The organism is Pedobacter sp. HDW13, from assembly GCF_011303555.1.
Classification (GTDB): Bacteria; Bacteroidota; Bacteroidia; order Sphingobacteriales; family Sphingobacteriaceae; genus Pedobacter.
The window spans coordinates 3,002,126-3,015,786 of sequence record NZ_CP049868.1; the positions used below are offsets into that span (position 1 = coordinate 3,002,126).

Sequence of the window (13,661 nt, forward strand, 5' to 3'; positions counted from 1 at the left end):
AAACCAAAAACTCATCACTGCAAACTAAAAATAATTACTTATTTTTGTGGTTCAATTATGCAGCAGATAAAAACATCATTCGATTTTGAAAAACCTATTGCCGACCTGGTTCAGCAGATAGAGAAAGTTAAGCAAGTTGCCGAAAAAACTAAGGTAGATATGTCTGCCACTTTAGATGAGCTTGACGGTAAATTAGATGAAACTACCAATAACTTATATAAAAATTTAACCGGTTGGAATAAGGTTCAAATGAGCCGTCACCCAGACCGCCCGCAAACACTCGATTATATCAGCATGATCTGTGATGATTTTATTGAGTTGCACGGCGATAGAACGGTTAAAGATGATAAAGCTATTATAGGTGGTTTTGCTTCAATAAACGGCCAAACAGTAATGGTTATTGGTCACCAGAAAGGTAAAAACACCAAAGAGCGGCAGTACCGCAATTTTGGTATGGCTAACCCTGAAGGTTACCGCAAAGCTTTACGCTTAATGCGCCTGGCCGAAAAATTCAATAAACCTGTAATTTCTTTTATTGATACCATGGGTGCTTACCCGGGTTTAGAAGCCGAAGAGCGCGGACAAGGTGAAGCCATTGCACGTAACTTGTTAGAAATGTCAATCCTTCGCGTACCGATTATCTGTGTCGTTGTAGGAGAGGGCGCCTCAGGCGGAGCTTTGGGTATTGGTATTGGCGATAAGGTTTATATGCTTGAGCACACCTGGTATTCGGTTATTTCTCCTGAATCTTGCTCTTCTATTTTATGGAGAAGCTGGGATTTTAAGGAAAAAGCAGCAGAATGCCTTAAACTAACGTCTGACGATATGTTCGGCAATAAGTTAATTGACGGGATCATTCCTGAGCCTTTGGGCGGTGCGCACCAGGATCCTGAATTGATGGGGCAAACCTTAAAAGAATACATTCTTAAAGATTTAGCTTCATTAGGTAAGCTAAAAACCGATAAACTGATCGAACAACGGATTGATAAATTCTGTGCGATGGGTGTCGTTAACGAATAATCATCATTAACTAAAATAAATTTGAATCCTGTTTGGCTATGCCGGACAGGATTTTTTTGTTAAATTTCTGCTCACGCTCGTTTCTAACGATTGTGTTAGTAGCTTGTCGTCTTTTACGATGTTAAGGTGGTTTTTACTTGCGATTGAATCACAAAGCTGAATATGCACTCATTAGAAATGAGCGCAAGCGAACGTATTTGATATAAATAAAAAAGCAGCTACAAATTAATGCAGCTGCTTGTAAACTATTTTTAGAATCCCCTTACTATTGCGGACCTTGTTGCGGGAAGAACATCGATAAACGACCTTCCAATGTGTTAAATGTTTTTTGAAGCTTGTCGCTCAATTTATCCTGACCAGCTGCCTTACTGGTTTTAATCATCCTATCCAGATAATACAAGCCTGTTTGAATATTCTGCGAGCCTGTTAAGCTTTTTTTCGATTCAGAAATATCGGCCAGGTAATTTAATTCCTTAGTGATGTAATCACCCGATTTTTCTAAAATATCGTTCGCTCTGGCTGTTTCACCTAGTTTATATAAATTTTCGGCCATGTAGAACTTCACTACTACTGTACGGATCCCGAAGAATTTATCTGGCATTACCTCATAATATTTATCTACAACTTTTTTAGCTTCTGCTATTTTACCATCTTTAATCAGGCTGCTGGTTAAGCTGCTGAAAATGTTGGTGAAGATAAAAGTATCATCAGATGATTGTGGATCTAAATATTTAGCGGTTTTCATGTTACCCCACTTAAATTTAGTCATCACGTTATTGTACAAAGCTGGTGTATTTAACTGCTCCGGACGTTCATCTGTTGAGGTCGTATCAGCTTTGAATGGCAATAAACGCAATGCTAATCCTTCGCTGTATAAATACTTGTCTAAACCGTTGTATTGCTCAGAAGGTACTGTAGAAGCGAAATAAATCGGACGTTTCCAGTTGTTGTGCGCCAGGATATCGAACATCGCTAAAGTTCCTTTGGTAACATAACCTTTGTTAAATTTCCAGTCCATTTCGGTGGTAATTTTCGAAGCATCTGCCGCCGAAACTGTTCCGGTGCTTACTACCTGCTGCGGATCTACCGTAATTTTAAAGTTTTTGGTTGGTAGGAAGTTAGATTTCGATCCATCCTGCATTGGTACTTTATCGCTCTCATCGTTTGATAATAACAAGTCAACCACGTTTTTAAGCTCAACGTTGCCTGCAAGTTTATAATCATCGTAAGGCATTACATCGCGCTCGCCCTGTACATATTGTTCAGGTTTCATGGTAATTGGCAATGGAGCCGACTCATTTTGCTTTTGACGTAAGCCATTAATGTACCAATCAGTATCAAATAAACTCAGGTTTACAATACGCACATCTGGACGCACATTTTCTACTTCCTGAATATACCATAACGGATAGGTATCGTTATCGCCATACGTAAACAAAATAGCATTTGGCGCACATGATTGCAGGTAATCTAAAGCAATATCATGTGGAACCAGTTTGGTAGAACGGTCATGGTCATCCCAGCCTTGCTCGGCCATAATAACCGGTGCAGCCAATAAACCAATTACTGTTGCACCAATGGCACCGGCAGTTGGTGTTAATTTTTTAAATACCCATTCTTTGAGGGCGAGCGCACCCAAACCGATCCATATGGCAAAAGCATAGAAAGAGCCTACGTAAGCATAATCCCTTTCGCGCGGCTCAAGAGGCTTCTGGTTTAAATATAATACAATGGCAATACCTGTAAAGAAGAATAACAAGCCAACTACACCTGCATCTTTTTGGTTGCGCTTAAAGTGCCATAAGGCACCTATAATGCCCATAATTAAAGGTAAAAAGAAGAAACGGTTATAAGCTTTGTTATCAATGGTTGATGGTGGTAAGTTACTTTGATTGCCGCGTAACCATGTATCGATAGGTTTAACGCCACTAATCCACTCTCCTTCAAAACCGCTACCCTGACCTTGCTCATCATTTTGGCGACCAACAAAATTCCAGAAAAAGTAACGCATGTACATATAACCAATCTGATAGCTGGCTAAGAAACCTACGTTATCTACCAGGTTTGGTGTTTTAGAATCGTCTAAATGCATCCATTCTTTGTAAAACTGGGCATGTTTAGGGTCATCGCTATACATGCGTGGCAACAAAGTATTGTTGTTGTACTCGTAATCGGTTTTTTTGCCGGCTACTTCGTATTTTTCTTTTCCTTTTCTCCAGATGGTTTTTCCTTCAGTTACACCTGTTCTTTCTGAGTTATAGTTAGGGCCATAACCCAAAGGTCTGTCGCCGTATTGCTCACGATTCAGGTAGCTTAAGAAAGAGAAAGCATCTTTAGGAGCACTGTTATTTAAGTTAGGATCTGCTTTAGCCCTGATAATGATCATCGAAAATGATGCATAACCGAAAATAATCAGTACTGTAGAAATTAAACCTAAGTTTAAAAGTTTCTTTTGGTGTTTAATCGAATAACGAATACCCCAAACCAAGGCGCCGATTAATAGAATGGCAAAGAATAAAACCCCTGTGCCAAAGCCCATGCCCAATGTATTTACGAAGAATAAATCGAAATATGCACCGAACGAAACCAGGTATTGGATAATTCCATACTGGATAACAGCCAAAATTAAAATACCAACAATTAAGGTTTTAAAAATACCACCTGTAGTAGCTTTATCAGTTCTTTTGAAATAATAAACAAAAGCCAGCGCAGGGATAGTTAATAAGTTTAATAAGTGGATACCGATTGATAAACCCATAATATAGGCGATGAACAGCAACCAGCGATCGGCTCTTGGCTCATCGGCATGTGCTTCCCATTTAAGGATAGCCCAGAAAACGATCGCAGTAAATAACGACGACTGCGCATAAACCTCCGATTCAACTGCCGAAAACCAAAAACTATCAGAAAAAGTATAGGCTAGTGCGCCAACAGCTCCGGCACCCATAATACTGATCAGTTTACCACTGGTAAGTTCTTCACCAGCTTTAACAATGGTTTTTTTAGCCAGCGCAGTGATTGTCCAAAATAAGAATAAAATAGTTGCCCCGCTCGAAACCGCAGAACCTACGTTCATCCAGTAAGCAATCCGGGTTAAATCGCCGGTGGCAAAAATAGAGAAGAAACGTTGGATCATTAGGAATAAAGGTGCACCTGGCTGGTGAACTACCTGCATCCTGAATGCTGATGCGATAAATTCGCCGCAATCCCAGAAGCTAGCGGAAGGCTCGAGGGTTAAAACGTAAGTTATTGTAGCAATTAAAAAGCAGATCCAGCCTACTATATTATTAACTTTTGAATAATTCATTGGTTTGTTTAATGATATTAAAAATTGTTTTTACATAAAAATGCTGCCGAAATTAACTATTCTAGTCGATAAAACAGGTAATTTTTTAGATTGATTTAACAAAATTTAACGCCTTAATCCCGTTCACTTCAAGGATTTTGGCCAATCCGGAAAATAAAAAACCACGGGCCTGAAATGTAAAATCTGCCCGTGGGTTAAAATTTGAACTGTTTTTAGCTTAGCCCGTTGCAAATGGGGTAAACCTGATAATGTGGTTGTTATATTGTTTTTCGAGGTTTTTGCTTAACCCGTCTTGTTTAAAGGCTTCTGTAAGTTTTACCATTTGCCCTAAATAGGCCAGATAAAAGCGCACATCCTGCTCTGCAGCGAGCTGGTTTTTGCTTTCTGAAACATCTGCCAAATGCGTGAGTTCCTTATTTACATAATCAGCTGTTTTTCTAATCATTTCATTTGCCCGATTAAGGTCGTTTAAACGGTACAGGCTTTCTGTAAAATAATAGGTGCTCATTACCTGGCGCATGCTGTAAAATTTAGTGGGAATCACGTCCATAAATTTATTGGCTACCTTTTTGCTTTCCGCAATTTTACCTTCGTTTATCAGGCCATTTAATAAACCGTTAAACATGTTCGATAACATGGTTACATCATCTGATGACTGTCTGTCTAAATGGCTGGCATTTTTAATGTTACCATAACCATAAACGTTCATCAGGTTGTTGTATAAAGGTTTAATGTTAATGCGGTCAAAATCTTGTTCAATTGCCGTATCTGGTTTTAAAGGCAATAACCTTTTGTTCAGTCCTTCCGAGTATAGGTATTTATTCATTCCTACATATTGCTCATCAGGCATTGCTCCGGTAAAATAAATCGGGCGTTTCCAGTTGTTGTGTACCAGAATATCAAATAAAGCCAGCGTGCCTTTGGTCACGTAATTCTGGTTAAATGTCCACTCCATGCTATCGGCAATTTTGCCTGCATCCTCTTTGGGTACCGTGCCTGTATCTAAAACCTGCTGCGGACTTACCGAAAGTTTCAGGTTTTTGGTTGGCAACACATTGTATTTTGAACCATCGTTCATGGTTACCTTATCCGCGTCGTTATCCGATAGCAGTACATCTAGGATTTCTTTCAGCTCAATACGCTGTGCAATTTTATAATCCTGGTAATACATAATGTCGCGTGTTCCGGCTACATATTGGTTAGGTGTCAAAGTAATGGGCAGGGGCTCCGATTGGTTTTGTTTCCTTCGCATCCCGTCAATATACCAGTCGGCTGTAAACAGGCTTAGGTTTACTACGCGTACATCCGGACGGATGTTTTCGACTTCCTGTGCGTACCAAACCGGGTAGGTATCGTTATCACCATAAGTGAATAAGATGGCGTTTGGTGCGCACGATTTTAAGTAATTAACCGACATATCGTGGGCTACATGACTATCCGATCGGTTATGGTCATCCCAGCCTTGTTCGGCCATAATAAGTGGTGCAGCAAATAAAGCGATAATGGAGGCGAAGATACTTGCCCTTACAGGCGTTAGCTTTTTAAACGCCCAATCTTTTAACCCGAATACACCCAGGCCAATCCAGATGGCAAAAGCATAAAACGAACCTACATAGGCATAATCTCTTTCGCGCGGCTCAATTGGAACCGAGTTTAAATACACTACAATGGCAATGCCGGTAAAAACAAACATTAACCCAACAACACCAGCATCTTTCTGGTTGCGTTTAAAGTGCCAAACAGCACCGATTAGCCCGATAATTAGAGGCAAAAAGAAGAAACGGTTATAGGATTTGTTTTCTGCAATCGATGGTGGCAGGTTTTTCTGGTCGCCTAATCGGATGGCATCTATAGGTTTAATGCCGCTTAACCAGGTGCCTGGGCGGCCACCAAACTGGCCATCTTCATTATCCTGCCTGCCTACAAAATTCCACATAAAGTAGCGCATGTACATTTGGCCGGTTTGGAAAGAAAACATGTATTTCAGGTTATCCATTAAGGTTGGCTTATGCGTATCGTCAAAGCCCATGTAATTTTTATAAAATTTAACATGCTCAGGTTTATCGCTGTACATGCGCGGTGCAAGGGTTTTCTCGCCGAAAACATATTCAGATCTGGTTCCCGCCGATTCGTATTTTTTTTCTCCTCTTCTATATAACTGTCCGGTTTCTTTAATGTCGATCTTTTCCGAATTGTAATTCTCGCCATACAACAAAGGCCTGTCGCCATATTGGGCACGGTTTACATAGCTTAAAAAGTTAAACACATTTTCGGGATCGGTATTATTTAAATTGGGTTTGGCCTGTGCCCTGATAATTAAAAGCGCAAAAGAACTGTAACCGAATAAGAGCAATACAGTAAATAATAGGATTAAGTTTAAGGCCCTTTTGTTTTTAAGGATGGAATAGCGGATACCATATACGAGTCCTCCGATAAGCAAAATAGCAAAGAGCATTACACCGGTTCCAAATCCAAAACCTAAAGTATTTACAAAGAAATAATCAAATTTGGCTGCAGTGGCCACCAGATATTGGATCAGGCCAAATTGTACAACAGCCAATACTGCGATAGAAATAAAAAATACTTTTGCAATATTTTGCCATTTTGGCGATGGGTGCTTTTTAAAATAGTAAACAAATATTAAGGCAGGGATGGTAAGTAAATTTAGAATATGCACACCGATTGAAAGCCCCATGATATAAGCTACAAACAATAACCAGCGGTCTGCCTTAGGTTCATCGGCCTGCGATTCCCATTTTAAGATACCCCAGAATACGATTGCGGTACAGAGCGACGACAAGGCATAAACTTCAGCCTCTACTGCAGAGAACCAGAAGCTATCAGAAAAGGCATAAGCCAATGCACCAGCCAGACCTGCGCCCATTATGCTGATTATTTTTTGAGCGCTTATGGCTTCACCTTTTTTAATAATGGTTTTTTTAGCGAGGGCAGTAATGGTCCAAAACAGGAATAAAATAGTACCTGCGCTGGCCAATGCCGAAGCTACATTCATAAAATAGGCAATTTTGGTTTTATCACCTAGGGCAAGCGTAGAAAATAATCGCTGGATCATCGATACCATTGGTGCGCCAGGCTGGTGTACAACCTCCATCCGGAAGGCCGAAGCGATGAATTCGCCACAGTCCCAGAAACTTACAGATTGATCTAAGGTTAAAATGTAGGTGGTTGCGGCAACAATGAAGCATAGCCAGCCCCCAATGGTGTTAATCCTCGAGTAATTCATAGTGAAAATTTAGTCTTTGATAATAAATGATTTAAGTGGTTCGTAGTAAAAAAAGTCGCAGAAAAAAAGAAAATGTTGCACGCTATATGATGATTTTTTTATCTTTGCATCGCAATCAGGAAGAGCGGGAAAGAAATTAAAAATATTTTAAAATCACTCTTGCAAATTTGAAATAAGCTTCCTACATTTGCATTCCCTTTCGAGGAAATATCTTCGAGAAGTTTTTGTCCGATAGTATAAGGGTAGTACAACGGTTTTTGGTACCGTTTGTCTTGGTTCGAATCCAGGTCGGACAACAGAAATTTAACGTCGGATCATGTTTTAAACAGACATGATCCGATTTTTTTTAACAGCAAACTACACGGACCCATGCCATTGCAGTTCAACCCGGTTAAACTTTTTTCCGGAACAGGTTCTAAGGGATTATCACTTAAGATTGCCGAACATTACGGCAAACCACTTGGTAACGTAACCATTCACAAATTCAGTGATGGCGAATTTCAGCCTTCTTTCGATGAATCAGTTCGTGGTAGTGATGTTTTTCTAATCCAGTCTACTTACCAGCCTAGCGATAACTTAATGGAGCTTTTGTTAATGGTTGATGCCGCTAAAAGAGCATCAGCACATTACATTACTGCTGTAGTTCCTTACTATGGTTTGGCCCGTCAGGATAGAAAAGATAAACCACGTGTGGCTATTGGTGCTAAACTGGTGGCTAACTTATTAAAGTCGGCAGGTATTCACCGCATCATGACGATGGATTTACATGCTGCACAGATACAAGGTTTCTTCGATATTCCGGTTGATCACTTAGACGGCTCGGTTATCTTTGTGCCTTATATCAAAAGCCTAGGCTTAAAAAACTTAACTATCGCATCGCCTGATATGGGTGGTTCGTACAGGGCACGTACATTTGCCAAGTTTTTTAATGCAGAGGTAATTATTTGTGATAAACGCCGTAAACGTGCCAACGAAATCGAATCGATGTCGATTATTGGTGATGTGCAGGGACAGGACGTTGTATTGATCGACGATATTTGCGATACAGCAGGAACTTTATCAAAAGCTGCGGCTTTGATTATGGAAAATGGTGCTGCGAGTGTTAGAGCGGTTTGTACACATGCTGTATTATCAGGTAAAGCTATTGAAACGGTAGAAAATTCGGTATTAACCGAGTTAATTGTTACCGATACTATTCCTTTAAAACAGGAAAGCCCGAAAATTAGAGTGCTAAGTACAGCAAGTTTATTTGCAAGGGCAATTGCCAATGTAAACGAACACGGCTCAATTAGCGATCTGTTTAGAGTATAGTCGGTTAATTGTATAAACTGGTTAATCGGTTAATTGTAGATTTTGTGCTCAGTTAACCAATTAAACAAAAAAGAGAATAATAAAGGTAGAAAGTGATGCGTAGAAAGCTTTAAGTCTTGATACAAATTACCTATACTTAATACTAATAAATAAATAGAAAATAAAAATGAAAACAATCGCAATTAGCGGTTCTCCAAGAGAGAACGTAGGGAAACGCGATGCCAAGGAACTTCGTTACGAAGGTAAAGTTCCGGCGGTATTGTATGGTGGTAAAGAACAACAACATTTTGCTGTAGTTATTGCCGACTTAAGAGACGTTATTTATACCCCGGAAGTGAACTTTGTGGAGATCGACATCAACGGTACTAAAACTAAAGCTATCGTTAAAGATACTCAGTTTCACCCACTTACCGACGTATTATTACACATCGATTTTCTTCAATTATTCGACGAGAAAGAAATCGTTATGGAAATCCCTGTTAAATTAACCGGAACTTCTCCAGGTGTTAAAATGGGGGGTAAATTAATCCAGAAATTACGTAAACTACGTGTTAAAGCGTTACCAGCTAACATGCCACAAAACGTAGAAGTAAGCTTAGAGAAATTAGAAGTAGGTAGTTTATTCCGTGTTCGTGACCTTTCAGGTGATAAATACGTAATCACTAACACTCCTGAAGATACTATCGTTTCTGTTGCAATGTCAAGAGCATTAAAACAAGCAGAAACTGAAGCTGCTAAAGGTAAAAAATAGTAGCTGATTTCACAGATACTGGAAGCGGTAGAGAAGTAATTCTTTACCGCTTTTTTATTTTATTGATTTTTTATTATTTGAGCTTTATTCTTTGGTCTTTTCGCTTTAAGCTTAATCTTCCGCCAAATACTTAATGCTAATCGCCCAGCTTTCCATGATCTGTTTTCCATCTTCCATTAAACATTTTATCTTTGCGCCATGAAATATCTTATCGTAGGCTTAGGGAATATCGGTCCGGATTATGCGCATACCAGACACAACATTGGTTTTGATATTGCCGATGAACTGGTTAAGGGCTTAAACGGAAGCTTTGATAATATCCGCCTGGCTTATTATGCAGAAGTGGGTTTTAAAGGCAAGAAGCTACATGTAATTAAGCCAACTACCTTTATGAACCTAAGTGGTAAAGCGGTAAACTATTGGATGAAAGAGCTTAAAATAGCGCCCGAAAACGTGCTGGTGATTGTTGATGACCTGGCATTGCCACTGGGTAAGCTGAGATTAAAACTACAAGGCTCAAGCGCAGGCCATAACGGTCTTAAAAGCATAGAAGAGGTTTGCGGCGGGCAAAACTACGCACGTTTACGTTTTGGTATCGGTAGCGACTATCCAAAAGGCCGCCAGGTAGATTTCGTGTTGGGTTTATTTGATAAAAACGAGCAGTTAGAACTTCCTGCGTTAATTGATAAAAGCGTAGACCTGATTAAGAGTTTTGTTACCGTTGGCCCGGCTCACACTATGACGGCTTTTAATAAATAATTTAGGTTAACTGGTTAATTGTTTAGATCGGTTAACTGGTAGTTATTCCAATCCGTCATGCTGAATTTATTTCAGCACCTCCACCTTTAAAAGTTATAGGAACTAGGTTTCAGTTACTATGCTTTTTTGCTCTGCAAATGGCGAAGGATTATCAATACTAAACTATTCTTAAGATTGCGTTAAATCTTTCTGTCACCATGCAACCCCAAATAGCACTACTGACTTTGCTCCTTAAACCTGATTGAAGTGGTTCGGGGGCTTCTTCATTAACAACTTGTTTTACCAGGTAAATCAGCGCCGGAAAAAACGAAGAGCGGGACTGAACCAGGCCAAAAGCATCTTCAATTGATTTCCAAAAAAAAGAAACAGATCTCCTCCATCTTTACGGGTAGGCATTTCGCCACTGATATAAAGCTGGAACAGATCGCGCCCTATTGGAGCTATCGGATGGAATGAGACGAAACAAAAAAAGACCATCTTTCGATGATCTTTTAAGTAAAATATAGTTAATGATTATTTAACTTGCTCTTGTGCTCTTGCAATATACGCATCAATTAACTGTGCTTCTGCACTTTCAGGGTATTGTGTTTTTACTTTAGTGTAAGCATCAACAGCGCCTTTAAAATCTTTAAGGTTTTCGTTAACTAATCCTAATTTCTTTAAAAACATTGGCGAAGTAAATTTACTCGCTTTATCAGCTGCTTTTTTATAGTAAGTAGCTGCTTGTTTATAATCCTTTAACTCGCTGTAAGCATCGCCTAATAAGCCTAAAGCTAAGGGATCAGCAACCGGGCTACCAGTAGCGCTATATTTGCTTAACGATTCCACTGCTTGTTTAAACTCGCCTTTACGTAAATAAATACCACCTAAATAAAGGTTTGCTAAGTTTGCCGATTTGGTGTTATCGTATTCTTTAGCAATTTGCTCAAAACCCGGATAACCACTTTCGCCTTTAACGGCTTTGTTCGATAATGAATCTACACCAACATATTGCTCTGCTTTGTACATTTTGCTCGCTGCTTCTTCAGCACGGCCTTTTAAGTACACGCCCTGATACCAAAGGTAGATTAGAACTAATACAACTACAGCGCCTGCTATAAAAAGTAAGCTCTTATTATTCTCTTGTAAAAATGAACCTTTTTTAGTCGGTTGAATTGTCTGATTATCTGTTGTAGACATGTTTGTTTAAAAAATTAAGATTGCAAAAATACATTTTTCAATCAAAGTATCAATCTTTATTTTGAAGTATTTAATTAAACATTAGTTATTTAGGGGGCAAAAGTGCAAAATGTCCGTCACAATTAACGGAGCAGGCTAATTAGCGTGTTAAACCATGTTTGGTTGTCGCTAAAAATACCTGTACGGTTAATTACCAGGTAAACTGTTTGGCTTTCCGAACGACTGATGGTTGAGCGGATGCGGATAGGCTGCCAGAATAAGCCAAAGTTTTTGATGGCTGAAGCCGGAAACAGCTCGTCGAAACCCATATAAACTTCTTCTATATTCGATAAAGGCACTTCCAGCTGCTCGTCGCCCGTAATAAAAATCCCGTTCGAGGCAAGCAATATATTACCTTCGTGTTTGTGTCTCGGCTTTAAAAATGAAAATAAACCGGCTAATTTTTTAATCCAGCCAGTACCCTTTTCATTGGTCAGTTCATGATCGTAGGACCACAGAACATTTCCTTCTAACATTTTTTGTGCAACCATTGAAATTTTTCCTTGCTATGAAAGTACAATATTTTTAAATGTAATTAACGTTAATTTTAAACAATGAATGTTAAGCGGCTAAAAAACGGTAAATTTGTGACATATTTATGTGGTTAAAAAATATTACCCTGCTCAATTTCAAGAACTATACCGACGCCGGTCTCCGTTTTTCGGAAACGGTAAATGTTTTTACGGGTAATAATGGATCGGGCAAAACCAATATGCTCGATGCCATCCACTACCTGTGCCTGTGTAAAAGTTATTTTAACCCAATCGATACCCAGCAGATTAAAACAGGCGAAGAGGTTTTTATGATTCAGGGTGACTTTGACCGCAGTGAGAAGAATGAAAAAATTTCTTGCGGGGTAAAACGCAATCAGAAAAAGCAGTTTAAACGCAATAAAAAAGAATACGATAAACTGGCCGATCATATTGGCTTGTTTCCCGTGGTAATGGTGTCGCCATACGATGTGAACCTGATTATGGAAGGGAGTGAAGAACGCAGAAAGTTTATCGATAACGTAATCTCGCAAACCGACGGACATTATCTCGATCAGCTGATTACCTATAACCGTATTTTAGCTAACCGCAACGCTTTATTGAAACAGATTGCCATTACGCGCAGATACGATCCTGCATTGCTCGAAATTTTAGATGAGCAGCTGGTGTTGGCTGGCAACAAGATATTCGGTACCCGTAAGGCATTTATGGATGAGTTTATCCCAATGTTTAACCAGTATTACATTTACCTTACCGAAAACAAGGAAGTGGTAGAACTGAATTACCAATCGCAGCTCAACGATGCGACTTTTGAAGATTTGTTGAAAAAATCGGTGGAGAAAGACCGCGTACTCGAACGTACCACCACAGGTATACATAAAGATGAACTGGCTTTCGTAATCAGCAATATGCCACTAAAGAAATTCGGTTCGCAGGGACAGCAGAAATCCTTTTTAATTGCCTTAAAATTGGCGCAGTATGCCTACCTTGCCAAAAACAAAGGGTTTAAACCTTTACTCTTATTAGATGATATATTTGATAAGCTGGATGATAACCGCGTTCAAAAATTAATGCAAATGGTATCGCATCATGATTTTGGACAGATATTTATAACCGATACCGGAAAAGAAAGAGTAAAATCGATTTTCGAAAAAATAGAAGTTGATGTAACTTTGTTTGAAGTTGATAATGGAACTATAGAAAATGCGTAAACCTAACGATGTTACCTTAAAAGATGCCATAAGCAAAATGCTTGATGTGTATCGTATACGCCGAAAGTTCGATGAAACTTCCATTCTATCGGTATGGCCTGAAATTATGGGTACTGCCATTGCCAACCGTACCAAGCAGATTTATATTCACGATAAAAAGCTTTTTTTAAGGATCGAATCCTCAGTGATTAAAAATGAACTGATCTTAGTGCGCCAAGGTATTATCCAAAAATTGAATGAACACGCTGGAAGCGAAGTGATTACAGAAATGATATTTTTATAATAAAAATGTTGGGCATAGGTTTTTACCTATACCCTGAAAGACTTCGGATTATGGACTGAAGACTCC

At 39.2% G+C, this 13,661-nt stretch carries 10 protein-coding genes; 6 read left to right on the forward strand and 4 right to left on the reverse strand.

Features of this window, described 5'->3' with window-relative positions; translation table 11 throughout:
• Nucleotides 1-57 precede the first annotated feature (57 nt).
• Entirely contained in the window at nt 58-1,020 is a 963-nt protein-coding gene (locus G7074_RS12780) for an acetyl-CoA carboxylase carboxyltransferase subunit alpha (protein WP_124561532.1), read from the forward strand.
• Nucleotides 1,021-1,285: 265 nt separating this feature from the next.
• Here G7074_RS12780 and G7074_RS12785 read toward each other — a convergent pair whose 3' ends face one another.
• Nucleotides 1,286-4,327 (reverse strand): DUF2723 domain-containing protein, encoded by a 3,042-nt coding sequence (locus tag G7074_RS12785; RefSeq protein ID WP_166208704.1) that lies wholly within the window; start codon nt 4,325-4,327, stop codon nt 1,286-1,288.
• A 217-nt stretch (nt 4,328-4,544) separates the two neighbouring features.
• Nucleotides 4,545-7,571, reverse strand: a complete 3,027-nt coding sequence (locus tag G7074_RS12790) for a DUF2723 domain-containing protein (protein WP_166208707.1) — start codon at nt 7,569-7,571, stop codon at nt 4,545-4,547.
• Between the two features lie 369 nt (nt 7,572-7,940).
• Here G7074_RS12790 and G7074_RS12795 point away from each other — a divergent pair, with 369 nt between their 5' ends.
• The 3 genes from G7074_RS12795 to pth all read left to right on the forward strand — a co-directional run bounded on the left by G7074_RS12795 (nt 7,941) and on the right by pth (nt 10,392).
• Nucleotides 7,941-8,882, forward strand: coding sequence for a ribose-phosphate pyrophosphokinase (locus G7074_RS12795; RefSeq protein ID WP_039479579.1), 942 nt, complete (start codon nt 7,941-7,943; stop codon nt 8,880-8,882).
• Nucleotides 8,883-9,048: 166 nt separating this feature from the next.
• A complete protein-coding gene (locus tag G7074_RS12800) occupies nt 9,049-9,633 on the forward strand; it encodes a 50S ribosomal protein L25/general stress protein Ctc (RefSeq protein ID WP_124561535.1) in 585 nt (194 codons plus the stop codon).
• Between the two features lie 198 nt (nt 9,634-9,831).
• The gene (gene pth / locus G7074_RS12805) at nt 9,832-10,392 is read left to right on the forward strand and encodes an aminoacyl-tRNA hydrolase (protein ID WP_124561536.1); all 561 of its coding nucleotides are present in this window, start codon (nt 9,832-9,834) and stop codon (nt 10,390-10,392) included.
• A 513-nt stretch (nt 10,393-10,905) separates the two neighbouring features.
• Here the strand turns inward: pth and G7074_RS12810 are convergent.
• Nucleotides 10,906-11,571 carry a tetratricopeptide repeat protein gene (locus G7074_RS12810; RefSeq protein ID WP_124561537.1) on the reverse strand — a complete coding sequence of 222 codons (666 nt, stop codon included), beginning with the start codon at nt 11,569-11,571 and terminating at the stop codon, nt 10,906-10,908.
• Between the two features lie 122 nt (nt 11,572-11,693).
• Nucleotides 11,694-12,086, reverse strand: a complete 393-nt coding sequence (locus tag G7074_RS12815) for a hypothetical protein (protein WP_124561538.1) — start codon at nt 12,084-12,086, stop codon at nt 11,694-11,696.
• Nucleotides 12,087-12,208: 122 nt separating this feature from the next.
• Here G7074_RS12815 and G7074_RS12820 point away from each other — a divergent pair, with 122 nt between their 5' ends.
• Nucleotides 12,209-13,312 (forward strand): DNA replication/repair protein RecF, encoded by a 1,104-nt coding sequence (locus G7074_RS12820; protein WP_124561539.1) that lies wholly within the window; start codon nt 12,209-12,211, stop codon nt 13,310-13,312.
• Nucleotides 13,305-13,595, forward strand: coding sequence for a DUF721 domain-containing protein (locus G7074_RS12825; RefSeq protein WP_124561540.1), 291 nt, complete (start codon nt 13,305-13,307; stop codon nt 13,593-13,595). Before G7074_RS12820 ends, G7074_RS12825 begins: the two co-directional genes overlap by 8 nt.
• Nucleotides 13,596-13,661: the final 66 nt, after the last annotated feature.

Bases quoted from the DNA above. Each gene is read 5' to 3' on its own strand.
- G7074_RS12780 (WP_124561532.1), top strand. From the start codon at position 58: ATGCAGCAGATAAAAACATCATTCGATTTTGAAAAACCTATTGCCGAC.
- G7074_RS12785 (WP_166208704.1), bottom strand. From the start codon at position 4,327: ATGAATTATTCAAAAGTTAATAATATAGTAGGCTGGATCTGCTTTTTA.
- G7074_RS12790 (WP_166208707.1), bottom strand. From the start codon at position 7,571: ATGAATTACTCGAGGATTAACACCATTGGGGGCTGGCTATGCTTCATT.
- G7074_RS12795 (WP_039479579.1), top strand. From the start codon at position 7,941: ATGCCATTGCAGTTCAACCCGGTTAAACTTTTTTCCGGAACAGGTTCT.
- G7074_RS12800 (WP_124561535.1), top strand. From the start codon at position 9,049: ATGAAAACAATCGCAATTAGCGGTTCTCCAAGAGAGAACGTAGGGAAA.
- pth (WP_124561536.1), top strand. From the start codon at position 9,832: ATGAAATATCTTATCGTAGGCTTAGGGAATATCGGTCCGGATTATGCG.
- G7074_RS12810 (WP_124561537.1), bottom strand. From the start codon at position 11,571: ATGTCTACAACAGATAATCAGACAATTCAACCGACTAAAAAAGGTTCA.
- G7074_RS12815 (WP_124561538.1), bottom strand. From the start codon at position 12,086: ATGTTAGAAGGAAATGTTCTGTGGTCCTACGATCATGAACTGACCAAT.
- G7074_RS12820 (WP_124561539.1), top strand. From the start codon at position 12,209: ATGTGGTTAAAAAATATTACCCTGCTCAATTTCAAGAACTATACCGAC.
- G7074_RS12825 (WP_124561540.1), top strand. From the start codon at position 13,305: ATGCGTAAACCTAACGATGTTACCTTAAAAGATGCCATAAGCAAAATG.